Origin of the sequence: Pandoraea fibrosis (genome assembly GCF_000807775.2) — a bacterium.
GTDB lineage: Bacteria > Pseudomonadota > Gammaproteobacteria > Burkholderiales > Burkholderiaceae > Pandoraea > Pandoraea fibrosis.
Genome location: NZ_CP047385.1, coordinates 3220494 through 3240181, shown reverse-complemented (window position 1 = coordinate 3240181; position 19688 = coordinate 3220494). Strand labels below are relative to the sequence as shown.

The 19688-nt window shown below is 63.6% G+C and carries 16 protein-coding genes and 1 pseudogene; 7 read left to right on the top strand and 10 right to left on the bottom strand.

Features of this window, described 5'->3' with window-relative positions:
- Positions 1–24 precede the first annotated feature (24 nt).
- The 9 genes and pseudogenes from PI93_RS14330 to PI93_RS14295 form a co-directional block, all read right to left on the bottom strand.
- Entirely contained in the window at positions 25–465 is a 441-nt protein-coding gene (locus tag PI93_RS14330; protein WP_080759016.1) for a PaaI family thioesterase, read from the bottom strand.
- Between the two features lie 123 nt (positions 466–588).
- On the bottom strand, positions 589–1194 hold the full coding sequence (gene pncA, locus PI93_RS14325) for a bifunctional nicotinamidase/pyrazinamidase (RefSeq protein ID WP_039365966.1): 606 nt from the start codon (positions 1192–1194) through the stop codon (positions 589–591).
- Positions 1195–1285: 91 nt separating this feature from the next.
- A complete protein-coding gene (locus tag PI93_RS14320; protein WP_039365969.1) occupies positions 1286–3382 on the bottom strand; it encodes a 3-hydroxyacyl-CoA dehydrogenase NAD-binding domain-containing protein in 2097 nt (698 codons plus the stop codon).
- Positions 3383–3472: 90 nt separating this feature from the next.
- Complete coding sequence (locus PI93_RS14315) at positions 3473–4195, bottom strand: ABC transporter ATP-binding protein (protein ID WP_039365970.1); 723 nt, start codon at positions 4193–4195, stop codon at positions 3473–3475.
- Positions 4188–4274 carry a hypothetical protein gene (locus PI93_RS25095; protein WP_407945366.1) on the bottom strand — a complete coding sequence of 29 codons (87 nt, stop codon included), beginning with the start codon at positions 4272–4274 and terminating at the stop codon, positions 4188–4190. Before PI93_RS25095 ends, PI93_RS14315 begins: the two co-directional genes overlap by 8 nt.
- 234 nt (positions 4275–4508) lie before the next feature.
- Positions 4509–4904, bottom strand: a pseudogene (locus tag PI93_RS25090) (ATP-binding cassette domain-containing protein); the annotation flags it as partial.
- A gap of 98 nt (positions 4905–5002) precedes the next feature.
- A complete protein-coding gene (locus tag PI93_RS14305; RefSeq protein WP_080759017.1) occupies positions 5003–6298 on the bottom strand; it encodes a branched-chain amino acid ABC transporter permease in 1296 nt (431 codons plus the stop codon).
- A complete protein-coding gene (locus PI93_RS14300; RefSeq protein WP_236105857.1) occupies positions 6298–7212 on the bottom strand; it encodes a branched-chain amino acid ABC transporter permease in 915 nt (304 codons plus the stop codon). Before PI93_RS14300 ends, PI93_RS14305 begins: the two co-directional genes overlap by 1 nt.
- A 291-nt stretch (positions 7213–7503) precedes the next feature.
- The gene (locus tag PI93_RS14295; protein ID WP_039365975.1) at positions 7504–9132 is read right to left on the bottom strand and encodes a 3-(methylthio)propionyl-CoA ligase; all 1629 of its coding nucleotides are present in this window, start codon (positions 9130–9132) and stop codon (positions 7504–7506) included.
- A 275-nt stretch (positions 9133–9407) separates the two neighbouring features.
- Here PI93_RS14295 and PI93_RS14290 point away from each other — a divergent pair, with 275 nt between their 5' ends.
- From PI93_RS14290 to PI93_RS14265, 6 genes are all read left to right on the top strand, one after another.
- Complete coding sequence (locus tag PI93_RS14290; protein ID WP_039365977.1) at positions 9408–10925, top strand: protein adenylyltransferase SelO; 1518 nt, start codon at positions 9408–9410, stop codon at positions 10923–10925.
- 136 nt (positions 10926–11061) lie between these two features.
- Positions 11062–11484 carry a peptide-methionine (R)-S-oxide reductase MsrB gene (msrB, locus tag PI93_RS14285; RefSeq protein ID WP_039365978.1) on the top strand — a complete coding sequence of 141 codons (423 nt, stop codon included), beginning with the start codon at positions 11062–11064 and terminating at the stop codon, positions 11482–11484.
- 157 nt (positions 11485–11641) lie between these two features.
- Complete coding sequence (locus tag PI93_RS14280; RefSeq protein ID WP_039365980.1) at positions 11642–12061, top strand: YgiW/YdeI family stress tolerance OB fold protein; 420 nt, start codon at positions 11642–11644, stop codon at positions 12059–12061.
- A 167-nt stretch (positions 12062–12228) separates the two neighbouring features.
- Positions 12229–12762 (top strand): septation protein A, encoded by a 534-nt coding sequence (locus PI93_RS14275; RefSeq protein ID WP_039365982.1) that lies wholly within the window; start codon positions 12229–12231, stop codon positions 12760–12762.
- A 22-nt stretch (positions 12763–12784) separates the two neighbouring features.
- Positions 12785–13048, top strand: a complete 264-nt coding sequence (locus tag PI93_RS14270; RefSeq protein ID WP_039365984.1) for a BolA family protein — start codon at positions 12785–12787, stop codon at positions 13046–13048.
- Between the two features lie 62 nt (positions 13049–13110).
- The gene (locus tag PI93_RS14265; RefSeq protein ID WP_039365986.1) at positions 13111–13905 is read left to right on the top strand and encodes a peptidylprolyl isomerase; all 795 of its coding nucleotides are present in this window, start codon (positions 13111–13113) and stop codon (positions 13903–13905) included.
- Positions 13906–14036: 131 nt separating this feature from the next.
- On the opposite strand, the gene purL is transcribed toward PI93_RS14265, so the two are convergent.
- Positions 14037–18068 carry a phosphoribosylformylglycinamidine synthase gene (gene purL, locus PI93_RS14260; RefSeq protein WP_039365988.1) on the bottom strand — a complete coding sequence of 1344 codons (4032 nt, stop codon included), beginning with the start codon at positions 18066–18068 and terminating at the stop codon, positions 14037–14039.
- 253 nt (positions 18069–18321) lie between these two features.
- Here purL and PI93_RS14255 point away from each other — a divergent pair, with 253 nt between their 5' ends.
- A complete protein-coding gene (locus PI93_RS14255) occupies positions 18322–19596 on the top strand; it encodes a D-amino acid dehydrogenase (RefSeq protein ID WP_039365990.1) in 1275 nt (424 codons plus the stop codon).
- Positions 19597–19688 lie beyond the last annotated feature (92 nt).

The following is a 19688-nucleotide window of genomic DNA, read 5'->3' as shown; positions in this document are numbered from 1 at the left end:
TCCATCCGTCAGTCCATCTGACGATCAGTCGCCGCGAGGGTCGTCGGGACGTCGCTGCTCACGCACCGTGCGACCGACCGCAAGACGGCGCAAGTATTTGAAGGTACCCATCGCCTTGGCCACGAGCTTGCCATTGGCGTCGCGCACCTCGCCCTCACAGTAAGCCATTGTCGTGGACCGATGCAGCAAGCGACCAAACGCGCGCATCTCGCCGGTGCCCGGCTGCATGAAGCTCGTCTTCATTTCAATCGTCACCACCCCGGCGCCTTCCGGCGCCACGCTCCGGCATGCCGTACTGAGCGCGACGTCGAGCATCGCCATCGTCACGCCGCCGTGCATCACCTCCCAGCTATTGAGATGCTGAGACGCCAGCGAGAGCCGCAATTCCGACTCGCCTCCCTCGGCACTCAGCAACTCGATGCCGAGATGATCGATAAAACCTGAACTGATCGAGAGCGTGCTCATCGGATACTCCGGCCACATTGGCCATTACGGTAAAACCTGTCCATCGTCATGACGTCGATTAGTGACGCAACGCGTCGTGCGCTGCGTCGGATATTCACTGACCACCCACTCACCATCCACGCGCTACTCGCGCGATACCCCCGCCGCGGCCAGCGATGTCCACGCGTTGGCCAGCGAGCCGTTCAGATCGATGGCACGACAGGCGTGCTCGATCACGCAAACGTCAAACCCCGCCGCCCTGGCGTCGAGCGCACTCCACGCCACGCAGAAATCGGTCGCCAGTCCCACGCAATGCACGCGTCGCACGCCCTTGTCCCGCAAGTACCCCGCCAGTCCCGTCGGCGTCTTGCGATCCGCCTCAAGAAACGCGGAATAACTGTCGATGGCCACCTGATACCCCTTGCGCACCACCGCCTGCGCATGCGGAATATGCAGATCCGCGTGCAATGCCGCCCCCTGCGTATCCTGAACGCAGTGGGCGGGCCACAAGACCTGTTCGCCATACGGCAACGCAATCGTCTCGAATGGCTGTCGCCCCGCATGATTTTCGGCAAACGACACGTGCCCCGCCGGATGCCAGTCCTGCGTCAACACGACGTGCGAAAACTTACCCGCCAAAGCGTTGATTGCCGGCACCACCTCGTCGCCATGAGACACGGCCAACGCGCCACCGGGCATGAAATCGTTCTGCACATCGATCACCAGCAGCACTTCGTCCATCGGCTTCATTTCATTGCCCCTCGATTCACCCCGCAAGACCGCCAACCGTTTCACGTTGGCGTTAGTGCTCCGGCCATCCCCCTTGTCGCGTCGGGTTAGCTCACGCGTTGAAACGCTTGCCGGCTTCCACCAACTCCACCAGCCGCGCTGCCGGTACCCAATCCTCGCCGTGCGCGCCCTGTTCGAACTCCCGCACCCGCGCGAGCACCTTGTCGAGCCCGACCGTGTCGGCATAGAGCATCGGCCCGCCGCGCCACAGCGGAAAACCATAGCCGTTCAGATACACCATATCGATGTCGGACGCGCGCGCCGCCGTTCCATCAGCCAGCACCTTCGCGCCTTCGTTCACCAGCGCATAAACAAGGCGATCGACAATTTCGTCGTCGGAAAACACACGCGGCGCGATACCGTTCGTCTTGCGGTAGTCGTCGAGCATCTGCGCGATCTTGGCCGACTCGCGCGGCGTGCGGTCCCCCTCGGCGTAGTCATACCAGCCGGCATGCGTTTTCTGTCCATAGCGGCCGGCTTCGCAAACCACATCGGCAATTCTGGGATACGCGATATCCGGATGTTCGGCGTGACGACGCTTGCGAATTGCCCAACTGACATCGTTGCCGGCCAGATCGCTCGTGCGGAACGGCCCCATCGCGAACCCGAAGCGCTCAATGGCGGCATCGACCTGCGCGGGCGTTGCGCCCTGCTCGACCATCCATTGAGATTGCTTGAAATAGGGTTCGAGCATGCGATTGCCGATGAAACCGTCGCACACACGAGCCACGACAGCCAGCTTGCCGATGCGCTTGGCGAGTTTCATGACCGTCGCCAGCACGTCTTTGCCCGTGTGGGCGCCTCGCACCACTTCAAGCAAGCGCATGACGTTGGCCGGGCTGAAGAAGTGCATACCGATGACGTCCTGCGCCCGCGACGTGGTTTCGGCCAGCGCATCGAGATCGAGCGTCGACGTGTTCGACGCCAGAATTGCACCGCGCTTGGCCACCTTGTCGAGTTCGCGAAACACCACCTGCTTAATCGCCATATCCTCGAACACCGCTTCAACGATCAGGTCGGCATCGGCCACCGCGGCGAAATCGGTACTCCCGTGAACGCGCGCCAGCCGCTTTTCCGCCTCGTCTGCGGCGAGCTTGCCCCGCGTGACGGCACGGGCGTAATTACCTCGCATCGACTCGATCCCGCGCGCCAGCGACGCCTCGGTCGTGTCGACCAGCGTGACCGGGATACCCGCGTTGGCAAAGGTCATGGCGATGCCGCTGCCCATCGTCCCGGCGCCAATGACTGCCACGCGCTCAATGTTGCGCACCGGCGTATCGTCGGGCACATCGGCAATCTTGGCCGCAGCGCGCTCCCCCAGGAACGCATGACGCAGCGCCTTCGACTCCGGCGAGCTGACCAGCGCGACAAAACACTCGCGCTCGAACTTCACCCCAGCATCGAACGGGCGTTGCAACGCCGCTTCGATTGCCGCCACGCACTGATGAGGCGCTGGAAAATGGGGCTGCTCGCGCTGCACCTTGTCTCGCGCAGCCTCGATGGCGGCCTGCCCCGAGCCATCCGCATCGTCGATAGCCACGTCGCGCAATCGCGGCAACGTGCCGCCTTGCGCAGCGACGTCGCGGGCGAAGGCAATCGCCCCTGCCAGGAGATCGTTATGACTCCCTTCGATCAGCTTCGAAAAAAGTGTGCCGACGAGCGATTCGGACTTCACGACGCGGCCCGACACCACCATATCGAGCGCGCGCGCGACGCCGATGGCGCGCGGCAGACGCTGCGTACCGCCCGCGCCGGGCAACAGGCCTAGCTTTACCTCGGGCAATGCGATCTGTGCCCCCGGCAACGCCACACGATAGTGACACGCCAGCGCCAATTCGAGACCGCCGCCCATCGCAACGGCGTGGACTGCCGCGACAACCGGCTTTTCGCAAGCGTCGAGCGCCGCAATCACGTCAACCAGCAGCGGGCTCTGCGTCGCTTTCGGCGTGTTGAACTCACGGATATCGGCACCACCGGAAAAGGCCTTCCCACCGCCGATCAGCACCACAGCACGCACCTGAGCGTCGGCCTGAGCTTGGGCGATACCGTCGGCAATGCCCGCCCGAGTGGCATGTCCCAGCCCATTCACCGGGGGATTTTCCAGCGTGATGACGGCTACGCCGTCACGAACCTCATAAGCCGTGCTCATCGTTGTCTCTTTCCTTATCTTTGTGCGTCGTTTGGGGGCGCCGCGAGCGCGCGAGCTGCGGCAAGACGATCGTTCGATTCTAGCGCAGCGCTAGACCTCAAGCCATTCACGGCGAATCGCGGGCGCGGCTGCCAGCGCGTCGGGCGGCCCCTCGAAGACGAGCGTGCCACGTCCCATCACCGCCACACGCTGCGCACAACTGAGCGCGAGCGACAGCTTTTGCTCGATCAGCAGAATCGCCACGCCGGTCGCCCGCAAGTCGGTCAGAATCCGGCCAATACGAGCCACGACCCGAGGCGCCAGCCCTTCTGTCGGCTCGTCGACGATCAGTAACTCAGGCCCCGCCATCATTGCCCGGCATAGCGAAAGCAATTGCTGTTCACCGCCAGATAGCGACGCTGCGGGTGCGTTACGCCGTGGCGCCAGCTCTTCGAAGCGCTCGAACGCGTCGGCAAGCGTCAGCGATCGGTCGATGCCGGGCGTGCCCTGCATTGCCCGGGCTTTGCCATCACGCTGCCCGAGCACCAGATTTTGCGTGACCGTCAACGGCCCGAAGACATCGCGCGTCTCCGGCACATAGCCCACGCCCAGTCGGGCAATCTGATGCGGCGCGAGCGGGGTCAGCGACTTTCCCTGCCACCGGATATCGCCCTCGCGCGGCAACTGCCCCATGATCGCGCGAGCCAGCGTGGAGCGCCCCGCACCATTGCGGCCGAGAACAGCCACAATCTCGCCCGGTGCAACGCGCATCGTCACGCCATGCAGCACACGGCTACCGCCATACCCTGCTCTGACGTCGATTAACTCAAGCATCGCGCACCTCCCCGGCAGCATCGCCGTCATAGGCGTCGGCGTAGTCCCCGAGATAGGCAGTGCGCACGTCGGGATGCATGCGAATCCGTGCCGGCGTATCGCAGGCGATGATCGCGCCTCGGGCCAACACGGCGATCCGATCGGCGAGCGAGAAGACCACCTGCATATCGTGCTCGATCATCAACAGCGAGCGGCCCCGGCTTAGTTCAGCGATCAGCGCCACCATTCGGGCAGACTCCGACTGACTCATGCCAGCCGTCGGCTCGTCGAGCAACATCACACTCCCCGCCGACGCCGCACACAAACCGACTTCGAGTACGCGTTGCTCCGCGTAGCTCAATTCGCCCGCAGCAACGTCGCGGCGTGCCTCCAACCCGAGGCGCGTCAGCCAAAGCTCACTACGCCGGGTAACGTTATCCAGTCCACGCATCCTTCGCCAGAACGTATACCGGTGCCCATCCGGCCAAAGTCCTGCGCAACGCAGATGATCGATGACGCTCATCTGGCCGAATAACTGCGATGTCTGGAAACTGCGCGACAAGCCGAGCCGGCTGATGACATGCGGGGCGCGTCCGGTGACGTCGCCCCCGCTCATCAGGACGCGCCCTTGGTCCGGCCGCGTTCTGCCCGTAATGACGTCGAACAAGGTGCTTTTGCCCGCACCGTTGGGACCAATGATGGCAAGCCGCTCGCCCGGCGAGAGTGTCAGGTCGACGCCACACAGCACCTGTGTGCGTCCGAACGATTTGCGCACGCCTCGCACGCTGAGTGCGTGCCCCGACGAACGAACTGGCGTCTCGATGTCGATCATCGCGGCGCCTCCTCACCAAGCGCCGCACTCGACGCCTTGCGCCGCAGACGACGTCTGGCGAGCGCCAACATGGCAAGCCCGCCCACTGCCATCGCGACTGCCGCCCCCCACGTCATCGCGGTGGCAGCAACCGCACGCTGACCGGGTGTCACGATCACCCCGGCGGCGTCTGCAAGTCGCGCGCCGTAGGTCATTTCCACGATGCCGATCAGTCCGCCCACGAAGAGTGCCAAACCGACACAAACCGCGACATAGGGCCGCCATAAAACACGCACCCTGCCATCGCGCCAGATGTGTAGCAGGGCCGCGCTCAACCCGGCGATGCCGCCCGGCGCCAATATCACGACGGCAAGAAATCCCAACCCGAGATAGAGCTGCCACGCTCGTGTCAACGTTGCCAGCACCACCGTTGCGAACACACCGACGACGGCCCCCAGCATCGGTCCCGCGAAGTAAGTCGTACCGCCAAGCACCGTGAAGACGAGCACGATGCCGGAGCGTTCCAGGCTGAAGGTATCGGCGCTGACCAATTCGAAATTCAATGCGCCCAGTGCGCCCGCTACGCCAGCAAAAGCCGCCGCAATGATTTGCATGCGATAGCGCACCGCCGCCGGTGACTGACCGAGGAAGGCTACGCGCACGGTGTTGTCACGTACCGCGCGAGCAAGAAAACCCAATGGCGTGCGCGTGACGCCATACATCAGGCCCGCGCAAACGAACAGCCAAACCGCCACCAGCGCATAGACTTCGCGCTGCGTGGCGAATGTCACACCGAACCACGCCGCACCCAGGGTTCTGTCGGTCGGGATGCCGCGCTCGCCGCCGAACCACTCGGGCAGCATCGCCGCCATTACCCAGACCAGTTCCGCCACGCCGAGCGTGATCATCGCGAACGTCATGCCCGCGCGACGCGTGGTGACGTACCCCAGCGTGGCACCCGCCACGCCCCCCGCGAACGCCCCCGCGAACGGAACCACAGCCATCGATACCGGAATGCCCAGAGCGCCGATACGATTCATGCACCACACGCCCGCATAAGCGCCAATGCCTGCATAGGTGGCATGGCAAAAACTCAACAGCCCCGTCGAGCCGAGCAGCAGGTTGAAAGACAATGCAAGAATGGCGGCAGTGCCCATCTGCGTCATCAGGGTGAGCGCCGTGTCGGAGGGGAAGCACCAGGGAGCCAGGCCGAGAATGGCGGCAAAGACCAGCCACACGACCGCACGACCGCGTAACGACATAGGAGGCGAGGCAGGCGCGGCGGCTGGCGAACTGACGATAGCGTCGTCCATTAGCCCTCCCGAACGCCAAAAAGTCCGCGCGGACGCCAAAGCAGTACCGCCACCATTAGCAAATACGGCACCGCCGGTGCGAGTTGTGCAACGCTCAGACGTGCGATTGGCGCGATGGCAGCCTGCAATGCCCCCAGTACGCCCGCCCCACCAACGGGCTCCATCGCACTTTGAGGCCACCATGGCGCGAGACTCGCGTCGCTCGTGACAGCCCATGTCTGCAGTAAGCCAATCAGCAGCGAGGCAACGAATGCGCCGCCCAGCGAACCCAGTCCACCCACGACCACCACAACAAACACGACACTGCCAACCGTTGCCGCCATGCCGGGCTCCGTCACCAGCACATTCCCGCCAGCGGCCCCGGCCAGCGCCGCCAGCGCCGCGCCACACACGAACACGCCTGTGTAGAGCGCCGGCACGTTATAGCCGAGGGCCTGCGTCATCGCCGGTTGCGACAAGGCTGCCTGCAAGATCAGTCCGGCGCGCGTGGCGCGAAACGCGACCCATACCAGTACGGCGATCGTGCACGCCAACCCCATGAGGAACAATCGGTATGCGGGCACGGCGATACCCGCCACAGGTATCAACACGCCGTCGAGGGCGGCTGGCACTGCGTAATCGACCGGCCCGCGCCCCCACGCGAGTTGCACCAGTTCCACCACGATGTAGGCCAGTCCGAACGTGGCGAGCAGCTCCGCGAGCGCACCGCGTGCGCGCAATCGCCGCAATACGCCGCGCTCGAAGACGGCACCGAGTCCGCCCACGATCAGCGGCGCCACAACCAATGCAGGCCAGAACCCCACTGCCGCCGACAACGCGTAGGCGAAATACGCCCCCAGCATGTAAAAGCTGGCATGCGCGAAGTTCAGCACGCCCAGCATGCTGAAGATCAACGTGAGGCCGCTCGATAGCATGAACAACAGCAAACCATAGCTCACACCATTCACAAGCACGAGGCCCGCAGTGGCACTCAGCAGATGCACACCATCTCCTTTGGAAAGCCGATGAAAGACGCGGCAGCGCCTGCCGTATCGGGGGAAATTCAGGCTGACATTATAGAGGGGACGTGCGACCGAAATGACCCGGGATCGCCCGAAAAGCGGCGTCACTGCTGGATTTCAGGCAGCGACCGTGCACTCGCTCAGAAAATTCCGAGCGGGTACACGACGGATGTCACTGTCATGACGGGCGCCATGACCGACAATCTACGACGCCGCCTGATAGTCGCGGAATTTCTCACGCAGTTTGAGCTTGAGCATCTTTCCGGTCGCGGTGTGGGGAATCTCATCGACGAACACCACATCGTCGGGTATCCACCATTTCACGACACGCCCCTGGTAGAACGCCAGCACCGCTTCGCGGGTCAGTGTCGAGCCGGGCTTGCGAACCACGACCAGCAAAGGCCGCTCTTCCCACTTCGGGTGTTTCACGGCAATACAGGCGGCTTCGTGAATCTCCGGATGCGCCATCGCAACGTTCTCGACATCGATGGAGCTGATCCACTCGCCGCCCGACTTGATGACGTCCTTGCTGCGATCGGTGATTTGTACATAGCCTTCCGCATCGATCGTGGCCACATCTCCGGTCGGAAACCAGCCGTCGATCAGCGGCGACGCCTCCGAGCCGAAATAGCGATCGATGACCCACGGCCCGCGTGCGTGCAGATCGCCGAACGCCTTCCCGTCCCACGGCAGTTCTTCGCCATCCGGCCCCACGATCTTCAGGTCGACACCGTAGATGGCCGTCCCTTGTTTCTCCAGAATGTGTTGCTGCGCGTCGGCCGGCAGGTCGCGGTGATGTTTGCGCAGATGGCATAACGTGCCGAGCGGGGACATTTCGCTCATGCCCCACGCGTGAATGACACGCACGCCGTAATCCTTTTCGAACGTCTGGAGCATGGCCGGCGGGCAGGCCGATCCGCCGATCACCGTGCGCTCCAGCGTCGAGAAACGCGCGCCGATGGATTTCACGTGCGTCAGCAGCCCCAGCCAGACGGTGGGCACTCCCGCCGAGAACGTCACCCCCTCCGCTTCGAAGAGTTCGTACAGCGACTTGCCGTCGAGATCCTTGCCGGGGAATACGAGCTTCGCGCCGACGAGTGCGCTGGAGTACGGCAGGCCCCACGCGTTCACATGAAACATCGGCACCACGGGCAACACGGCGTCGCGTGCCGACATGGCCATCGCGTCCGGCAGCGAGGCGCCGAAGGCATGCAACACCGTGGAGCGATGGCTGTAGAGCACACCTTTGGGATTGCCCGTCGTGCCCGATGTGTAGCAAAGGCCAGACGCCGTCGACTCGTCCATCGTCGGCCAGATGAACTGGCCGTCCTCGGCGGCAATCAGTTCCTCGTAGCACAGCAACGGCAAGCTCGATGTGGGCATGTGCGCACGATCCGTCATCGCGATCCAACCCTGCACGCCCGAGCACATGGGGGCAATCGTCTCCACTAACGGCAGGAAATTGATGTCAAACGCCACGAAGCGATCTTCTGCGTGGTTGACGATATAAGCGATCTGCTCCGGGAACAGGCGGGGATTGACGGTGTGGATGACGCTGCCCATGCCCGAGACGCCGTAGTACAACTCGAGATGCCGATAGCCGTTCCATGCCAGCGTGCCCACGCGCTCGCCATCCTCCACCCCCAGCCGGCGGAATGCCTGTGCGAGTTGGCGGGCGCGCTGCTCGGCGTCGCGCCAGGTGTAGCGGTGGATGTCGCCCTCCACGCGACGCGACACAATCTCGGTGTCGCCGTGGTGACGCGCAGCATGCGTGAGCAGCGAGGAAATCAGGAGCGGCGCGGCCATCATCTGGCCGAGGAGCGGTGTTGCCATGCGTCGAATCTCCAGAAAAGTCGGGAAAACCGGAATTACGGGGATACGTCGGGAATAGCGTTCAGGCGTTCGAGCATTCGTGCCCAGCGTGTTGGTGCGGTTGATGCGTGCACTTACAGGCACCGCGGAGATTCATTCTTGACGCGTGCGAGCGCCGGGTCAACGCCCTTCGCTTGTGCGGCGCAGCAGATCGGGGCTACGCCAGTGTACGCAACCCGGCAGCGCAGGACGGGCACCTCAAGTAGAATGTTTGTTCACCTTCAGGAACGTCCCCAATGTCGGCAACCGACCGTCCCGCTTCTGTTTCCGCTTCGCTAAAGCCCTATGGACCGCTGCCAATGGCGAACCGGTTTGCGTCACTCGGCAACAGCTTCTATACGCGCCTGGCGCCGCAGCCGCTGCCAGCGCCCTATCTGGTCGGTTTTTCGGTCGACGCCGCCCGCCTGCTAGGCTGGTCGCCCGAAGCGGCACGCGATCCGGAGTTTCTTGCGACCTTTGCCGGCAATACGCCGCTGCCAGGGGGCGATCCGCTCGCCAGTGTCTACTCAGGACATCAGTTCGGCGTCTGGGCCGGTCAACTCGGCGACGGCCGGGCGTTGCTGCTTGGCGAATCGGACGGCCCCGGCGGTCGCTGGGAAATTCAGCTCAAGGGCGGCGGTCTGACGCCCTATTCCCGCATGGGTGACGGACGTGCCGTGCTCCGCTCGTCGATCCGGGAGTTCCTTGGCTCGGAAGCCATGTTCCATCTCGGCGTGCCGACGACACGCGCCCTGTGCGTCATTGGCTCGGACGCCCCCGTACGCCGCGAGACCATCGAGACGGCGGCCGTCGTCACGCGCCTGTCGCCGAGCTTCATCCGTTTCGGTCACTTCGAGCACTTCTGGGCGGGAGATCAATACGAAGCGCTGCGTCAACTCGCAGACTTCACCATCGATCATCACTACCCGCACTGCCGCGACGAAGCCAATCCTTACCTCGCCCTGCTGAGCGCGGTCTGCGATGCCACGGCGGAAATGGTGGCGCATTGGCAGGCGGTGGGCTTCTGCCACGGCGTGATGAATACCGACAACATGTCGATTCTCGGGCTGACGATCGACTACGGCCCCTTCGGCTTTCTCGACGGCTTCAACGCCCACCACATCTGCAACCACTCCGACACGCAGGGGCGCTACGCCTATCAGGCGCAGCCGAACGTCGCGTACTGGAACCTGTTCTGCCTCGCGCAGGCCCTGTTGCCGTTGTTCGGCGAAGGGGATGCGGCGATCGAGCAAGCGCAGTCGGTGCTGCCCGTGTTCAAGACGCGCTTTGCCGAAGAAATCGACCTGCGCATGCGCGCCAAACTCGGGTTGCGCGAATCGCACGCCGACGACGAAACGCTCATCAATCGTCTGTTCAAGCTGATGCACGAGGGACGCGTCGACTTTACGCACCTGTTCCGCACGCTCGCCACGCTTGAACTCGATAACCCCGCCGCCGACGAACCGCTGCGCGACATGTTCATCGACCGGGCAGGATTCGACGCCTGGGCCGTGGATTACCGCGCACGACTTCGCCACGAAGCGAGCACCGACGCCAAACGTGCAGTCGCGATGCGGCTCGTCAACCCGAAGTACATCCTGCGCAATCACCTGGCCGAGATCGCGATCCGCCGTGCCGGTGAAAGGGACTTCTCGGAAGTCGACACGCTGCTGCGCGTGCTCTCGCACCCCTACGATGAACAACCCGAATTCGAGCGCTATGCCGAGTTGCCGCCCGACTGGGCCGGTCAGCTCGAAGTCAGTTGCTCGTCTTGATTGACGGCCTGGCATCGACAGGCGGCGAGGCGTTTCGGCACATTGCAAAACGGCGCGCCGCCCCCATCTGAGCCGGGTCTGACGAAATACGACGCGCGGCGGCAATTCCGGGGCCGCCGCCCCTCAGGAGACTCTCATGAGCAAAGTGGAAAAGAACGACGCCGACTGGCGTGCCCAACTCGACGACGTGGAATACCAGGTCACGCGCCATGCGGCCACCGAGCGCGCATTCACGGGCCGTTACTGGGATCACTGGAAAGACGGCACCTACCGCTGTGTCTGCTGCGGTGCGCCACTGTTCGAATCGACCGAGAAGTTCGATGCAGGCTGCGGCTGGCCCAGCTACTCGGCCCCGGTCGACAAGGCCGGCATCGACGAAGTCATGGATTACAGCCACGGCATGGTGCGTGTGGAAGTGCGCTGCCACAACTGCGATGCTCACCTTGGGCACCTGTTCGAAGACGGTCCCCAGCCGACCGGCTTGCGTTATTGCATCAATTCGGCCTCGCTTAACTTCGAGGACAAGGAAGGCCAGTCCGACAAGCCTGTCGAGGGCTGAACACCCCACCCCACCGGCCCGCTGCCGGTGGGGGCCATCTCCGTTTTGCGATCGACCGCGAACGCTTTGGGAGGATGACCTCCGTGCGAGTGTTCGGACACCGATCGTACGTCTGCTAAGCTGACGCCTCCTTCATCAAAAACAGGAAACGTCGCTCATGCCAAGCAAAATCACTCGCTTCACGCCGCTTCTCTGCACGGCAGCGGCATTTTTCGGCGTACTAAGTGCGGCACCCGCCATCGCGCAATACACGGGTCCGACGGCCGCGGCGGGCACAACCGGAAGCGTGGTCGTGCCGTCGGTGACATCCAACGTCTCGACCGTGGAACAGGCCTTGGCAGCCCCCGACGACGCCGTGGCCGTGATCGAGGGCTATATCGTCAACCGGCTCAAGCACGAGCACTACACCTTCCGCGACGACGCCGGCAAGACCATCGAGATCGACCTTGACGACAAGTATCTGCCGCCGGGCCGTCAAATCAGCGACAAGACGCGTGTGCGTATCACCGGCGAAGTCGACCGTCATCGCTTCCGCCCGAACGATATCGACGTGAAGCGCATCGAAATCCTGCAGTAAGGCAAAGCGCCCGCCTGACGGGTTGGCGGTGCAGCAACGCGCGCTGCACCGCGCTTTCGGAGATTCGCCGCGTTCCTCGCCGGGCCTTTGAAATATAATGGGTGTTTGCTCCCCCAGACGCGTCGAGCGCTGGGCGTTTGCCCCCGAAGCCCCCAAGTCGAGACTTCATGAAATTCCTTTTCGACCTATTACCGGTCATTCTGTTTTTCGTCGCCTTCAAGTTCGCCGGCATCTACGTCGCCACCGGCATCGCGATCGTGACGACGATCGCGCAAGTCATCTGGATGTGGCTGCGTCACCGCAAGGTCGAGCCCATGCAGTGGGTGAGCCTGGGGATCATCGTGGTGTTTGGCGGTGCCACCATGCTGCTGCACGACGAGACCTTCATCAAGTGGAAGCCCACGGCGCTGTACTGGTTGTTCGGGATCACGCTGTTCGTTGCCGAGCTCGTTTTCGACAAGAACCTGATCCGCGCCATGATGGAAAAGCAGATGGCATTGCCCGAACAGCTCTGGCGTGCAGTGAACTTCAGCTGGGCGTTGTTCTTCCTCGCCATGGGCGTGCTCAACCTCGTCATCGCCTACCATTTCTCGACCGACACCTGGGTCGACTTCAAGCTCTTCGGCGGCATGGGCCTCATGGTCGTGTTTATCGTCGTGCAGAGTCTGTGGCTCGCGAAGTACATCAAGCAGGACGAATAACGTCCGTCAGGAAGTCACTGCCATGACCATGGAACAGCAAATCGAAGCGCGGCTCACCGCTGCGCTCTCCCCTCTGGAATTCGCCCTCGAGAACGACAGTGCCCGCCACGCCGGTCATGCCGGCGCCGCGTCGGGCGGTCATTACAACCTCCGGATCGTTTCGGCCGCGTTTACCGGCCGTAACCGCGTTGCGCGTCACCGCCTGGTGTATGATGCGCTAGCCGATTTGATGCAAAACGGCATTCACGCCCTCGCCATTGTCGCGCTCGCCCCCGGCGAAGCGTAACTCGCATGCGACGCGTCCCCCGTCGATTAACCTTGCCTTCGTCATTCGTTAGGAAAAACAGCATGGCATTGAAACTCGCCCGCACGGCTCTGGCGCTCGGCGCCGCCGTGTCGCTGACCGCCGTATCCCTCCCCGCCCTTGCCCAGAACGTCGCCGTTGTGAACGGCACGCCGGTGCCTGTGGCACGTGCCGACGCCATGGTTCGCGAAATGGTCCGTCAGGGTCAGCCGAACTCGCCGCAACTGCAACAGCAAGTGCGCGAAGAACTGGTCAAGCGCGAAGTCCTCGCGCAGGCAGCCGTCAGCAAGGGAATCGCCACTCAGCCGGACGTCAAGGCACAGCTCAAGCTGGCCGAACAAGGCGTGCTGATCCGCGCCCTCATCGCCGACTTCCAGAAGACCTCGCCCGTGACCGACGCAGAAGTTCAGGCGCGTTACGACCAACTGAAGAAGCAGTTCGGCGACAAGGAATATCACGCCCGTCACATCCTGGTGCCGAGCGAAGATACGGCCAAGGACATCATCGCGAAGCTCAAGGGCGGTGCGAAGTTCGCCGACCTCGCCAAGCAATACTCGAAGGACCCCGGTTCGGCACAGAACGGCGGCGATCTCGACTGGTCGCCGGCCAACGCCTATGTGCCCGAGTTTGCCGATGCCCTGCAAAAGCTCCAGAAGGGGCAGTACTCGCAGACACCGGTCAAGACGCAGTTCGGCTACCACGTGATCGAGCTGGACGACACGCGCGACGCGCAGATCCCGCCGTTGGCCGACGTCAAGCCGCAACTCGTGCAGCAAATGCAGGAAGAAAAGCTGCAAGGCTTCATCGAAGGCCTCGAGAAAAAAGCCAAGATCCAGTAAGCCTCGCCTGCATGGCACTGAAACAAAAATCCCGCCTTTCGGCGGGATTTTTTTATTTCCGGTGACCCATTCCGCACGGGGATGCCGTGCGGAATATCGTCGCGACTTTCGCGATACCGTTAGCGATACCGTTAAGCCACCCAACGGCGAGCGTTGCGGAACATGCGCATCCATGGGCTGTCCTCGCCCCACTGCGCCGGCGCCCAGCTCATCTGCACCGTGCGGAACACGCGCTCCGGGTGCGGCATCATGACCGTGAAGCGCCCGTCGCCCGTCGTCACTGCGGTCAGGCCACGCGGCGAGCCGTTCGGGTTGAACGGATACTGCTCGGTCGGTTGACCTCGGTGGTCCACGAAACGCATCGCGGCGATTGCCTGGTCGATGTTGCCCTGCTGACCGAAGTTGGCGAAGCCTTCGCCGTGCGCGATGACGATCGGCAATTGCGAGCCCGCCATGTCCTTGAAGAACAGCGACGGCGAGTCGAGCACTTCCACCTGCGTGAGACGTGCCTCGTATTTCGACTGGTTGTACGTGAACTTCGGCCACGCGACGGCGCCCGGAATCAGGTTCGAGAGGTTGCTCATCATCTGGCAACCATTGCAGACACCCAATGCGAACGTATCGGCACGATTGAAGAAGCCAGCGAATTGCTCTGCCAACGCCGGGTTGAACAGAATCGTCTTCGCCCAGCCCTCGCCCGCCCCAAGCGTATCGCCATACGAGAACCCGCCACAGGCGATGAAGCCCTTGAACGCTTCCAGCGTGTGACGGCCCGCGAGCAAATCGCTCATGTGCACGTCGTAAGCCTCGAAGCCGGCCTTGTCCAATACGTAGGCCATCTCAAGATGCGAGTTCACGCCCTGCTCGCGCAGAACCGCGATCTTCGGACGCACGCCCGTCGCGATGAACGGTGCGGCGATGTCTTCGCTCGCGTCGAACGTCACCTTCGGCGAGAGCCCCGGATCGCTCGTGTCGTTCAGCGTTTCGTATTCGGCATCGGCGGCGGCCGGGTTGTCGCGCAGACGTGCAATGCGCCAGCTCACTTCCGACCATACGCGTTGCAACTCGGCACGCGGTGCGCCGAAGACCTTTTTGGCGTCGCGATAGATCTCGATGACGTCGTTCGTATTCGGCTTGCCGATTACGTTCGTGCAGTTCGAGAGACCGGCTTCGCGCAGCGCCTGCAACACGGCGTCGCGCTCCGACGCCCGCACCTGAATCACGCCGCCAAGCTCTTCGGAGAAGAGCGCGCGCAGCGTCTTGTCTTCACGACGGCCGACCGTCTGCTTGGCCCAATCCTTGGCGTCGCCGTAATCGGACTCGAAGCCTTCGTCGAGCGTGAGCATGTCGACATTGAGCGACACGCCAACGTGGCCCGCAAAGGCCATTTCCGCCACGGTGGCGAACAAACCGCCGTCCGAACGATCGTGATAGGCGAGCAACTTGCCTTCGCGATTGAGTTTCTGAATGGCGTCGAAGAAACGCTGGAGGTCGGCCGGATCATCCAGATCCGGTGTCACGTCGCCAATTTGCTGCGTGACCTGCGCGAGGATACTGCCGCCCAGACGGTTCTTGTTGTGCCCCAGATCGATGGCGATCAGCACCGTCTCACCCGCTTCCGCGACCGAACGCAGTTGCGGCGTGAGATGGCCACGCACGTCTTCGACCGGCGCGAAGGCCGACACGATCAGCGAAACCGGCGCGATCACGTCTTTGCTGCGACCCGCGTCTTCCCACTTGGTGCGCATCGACAGCGAATCCTTGCCGACAGGGATCGACAAGCCCAGCGCCGGGCACAGCTCCATGCCGACGGCCTTGACCGTATCGAACAGCGCAGCGTCTTCCCCCTCGGTGCCGCATGCTGCCATCCAGTTGGCCGACAGCTTGATCTGATCGAGCGACGCAATCGGCGCCGCCGCAATGTTGGTGATGGCTTCGCCGACGGCCATACGGCCCGATGCCGGCGCATCGATCACGGCCAACGGCGTGCGCTCGCCCATCGTCATGGCTTCGCCGCGATAACCGGCGTAGTCCATCAGCGAAATCGCGCAGTCAGCCACCGGGACCTGCCACGGGCCGACCATCTGGTCGCGCGCCGTCAAACCACCCACAGTGCGATCACCAATCGTGATGAGGAACGACTTGCTCGCGACCGTCGGGTGACGCAGCACGGCACGCGCCACGTCGTCGAGCGACAGGCCCGTGACGTCGACCGGCGGAAGCTCCGCCTTCATGCGCGTGACGTCGCGGTGCATGCGCGGCGGCTTGCCGAGCAGCACGTCCATCGGCATGTCGACCGGGTCCGGCGACTCCGGATGCAGCGGGTCAACCAGCTTCAGTTGACGCTCATCCGTCGAGATACCGATCACCGCCACCGGGCAACGCTCACGCTGGCAGACGGCCTGGAACGCCGGGAAGCTGTCCGGCGCGATCGCCAGCACATAACGTTCCTGCGCTTCGTTACTCCAGATTTCGGCCGGCGACATGCCCGACTCTTCGAGCTGAACCTGACGCAGGTCGAAACGGGCGCCCTTGTTCGCGCCATCGACCAGTTCCGGGAACGCGTTCGAAATACCGCCCGCGCCAACGTCGTGAATCGACAGGATCGGGTTGGCGTCGCCCTGACGCCAGCACCAGTTGATGACTTCCTGCGCGCGACGCTCGATTTCCGGGTTACCGCGCTGCACCGAATCGAAGTCGAGTTCAGCCGTGTTGGTGCCGGTCGCCATCGAGCTGGCAGCGCCGCCGCCCATGCCGATACGCATGCCCGGACCACCGATCTGGATGAGCAGCGTGCCGGCAGGCAGGTCGTGCTTGTGGGTGTGCTGTGCCGCGATATTGCCCATACCGCCCGCGATCATGATCGGCTTGTGATAGCCGCGCACACGACCGCCCACGTTTTGTTCATAGGCACGGAAGTAGCCGCCAAGGTTCGGTCGGCCGAATTCGTTGTTGAACGCAGCGCCGCCCAGCGGACCCTCGATCATGATCTGCAACGGCGACGCAATGCGGTCCGGACGGCCGTAGTCGGCACCGGTATCGTCGGGCTTGCGCAGCGTCGGCGGCACGGCCACGTCGCGGTCGTTTTCCCACGACTCGCGCGCCCCCGGCAGCGCCAGGTTCGACACGGTGAAGCCCGTCAGCCCCGACTTCGGCGTGGACCCGCGGCCCGTCGCGCCCTCGTCGCGAATCTCGCCGCCGGCGCCCGTCGACGCGCCCGGGAACGGCGAAATCGCCGTCGGGTGATTGTGCGTCTCGACCTTCATCAGCGTGTGCGTGAGTTCAACGCTGCGACCGTACTTGCCATCGGCGCCGCGCGGATACCAACGCTCCACTTCGGCGCCTTCCATCACCGAAGCGTTGTCCGAATACGCCACCACCGTACCCTGCGGGTGCAATTGGTGCGTGTTCTTGATCATCTGGAACAGCGACTTGTCCTGCGCCTGACCATCGATGGTCCACTGCGCATTGAAAATCTTGTGACGGCAATGCTCGCTGTTGGCCTGCGCGAACATCATCAGTTCCACATCGGTCGGGTTGCGCTTCAGGCTCGTGAACGCGTCGACCAGATAATCGATTTCATCATCGGCCAACGCCAGACCGAAGTCACGGTTCGCGGCTTCGAGCGCGCTGCGGCCCACGCCGATCACGTCGACCGTCTGCAGGGGCTTGGCCGGCAGTTCGACGAACAGGGCCTCGGCGTCGCTGCGTGTGGCAACGACCGTCTCGGTCATGCGGTCGTGCAGCACACCGGCGACACGCGCCAGCACGTCGGCCGGCAGCGACTTCTTGCCACCAAGCAGGCCCGACTTCACGCCGATGGTGTATTCGACGGCGCGCTCGATACGGCGCACATGATCGATGCCGCAGTTCCGGGCGATGTCCGTCGCCTTGCTCGCCCACGGCGAAATCGTGCCGAGACGCGGGATCACCAGCAACTGGTCGCCCACCGGTTCATCGCCCACCGGCTCACCGTAAGTGAGCAGACCGGCGACGCGGGCCACGTCTTCGCTCGACAGCGGTTCGGCGCTGGCTACGAGATGAACGTAGCGGGCGTCGACACGCACGATCGAACTGTCGATGGCTTGCAGGGTCTGCAGAAGACGTTGCTGGCGGAATTCGGAAAGCGCCAAGGCGCCGGCGAAGCAGGCAATGTGAGTCATGGAAGGACGGAAGGCGAGGCGTTCAAAACGCGGGGGAACGACAAACCGGGATTATACCCTGCTTACCCCGGGTTATACCCGAGTGCGCGACAGCCATTCCGGGCAGCCTCCCGCCCTGGGAAGGCGTCTCTCTGGTAACCTATGCGCCCCGTAACCAACACGGGCCGCGAAACCGGATCCCGGCGGCGGCACGGCAAAGAACGACACTAACAAGCGAACGAACGGGCGTTCGCCACACACCAGACGGTTGGGAATGAAGGTCATCGTTATCGGCGGCGGGGTTATCGGCACGTGTACTGCCTACTATCTGGCCACCGCGGGGCACACGGTCACGCTCGTCGAGCGCAACAGCACGGTTGCGCAGGAGAGCAGCTTCGGCAATGCGGGCGTCATCGCGCCAGGGTACGTCACGCCCTGGGCGGCGCCAGGCATGCCGCGCAAGCTGCTGGGCTACATGTTCAGCTCGGCCAGTCCGCTCATCTTCCGGCCCGGTCTGTCGGCCGGCACGTGGCGCTGGGCCGCCCGGTGGCTGCGCGAATGCAAGCTCGAACGTTACCGCGCCAATCGCGAACGCATGCAGCGCATCGCCTTCTACAGCCAACGCTGCCTGCACGAGTTGCGGGAGACCCACGTCTTCGAATACGAACACACGCAGGGCTATCTCCAGTTGTTTCGCACCGAGCGCGAAATCAAGATGAACGAGCCGGCGCGTGCGATGCTCACCGAGAACGAGGTGCCGCACCGCTTGCTCACTGCCGACGAGTGCCGCAAGCTCGAGCCCGCGCTGTCGACCGACGCCCAATTGGCAGGCGGTCTGCATCTGCCGCGCGACGAGACCGGCAACTGCCCGCTCTTCACCAAGCGACTTGCCCAAATCGCCCGCGACATGGGCGTGACGCTCGCCACCGAGACGACCGTGCTCTCGGTACGCCCGAACGTGGGCCGTACCGGCGTCACCGTCGAGACGACGAGCACCGCGCAACCGACGCAACGTGCAACGCTCGAAGCCGACGCCGTGGTGATCGCCGCCGGGGTGACCAGCACCGCGCTGTTGCGCCCGCTCGGCATCGATCTGCCGCTCTGGCCGATCAAGGGGTACTCGATCACGGTGCCGGTCAAGACGGAACTCTTCAGCCCACGCATTGCCGTGATGGACGAGTCGTACAAGACAGCCATCACACCGCAAGGCAATCGTCTGCGCATCGCCGGGACGGCCGAACTGGGCGACACCGAACTCGTGCTGCGCGAACGCGCCATCGCCACGCTTTACAAGGTCGCGACGGACTGGTTTCCGGGCGCTGGCAAGTATCGCGAGGCACGTGCCTGGGTGGGCGCGCGCCCGATGCTTCCGGACGGCCCGCCCTTGCTCGGCGCCACGCATCTGCCCGGCATCTTCCTGAACGTTGGCCACGGCTCGACCGGCTGGGCGATGGCCTGCGGCTCCGGTCGCGTACTGGCTGACGTCATCTCCGGACAAACGCCTGAAATCGATTTGAACGGCCTGACGCTCGCGCGTTACGACCGCTAATTCGCCCGCTTCAAGTTACGAGGGCACCCTCCGTTGCCCTCGTATCAATGCATCAAGCGCGCCCAAGCACGTCTGCACATCGTGTTCGCTGA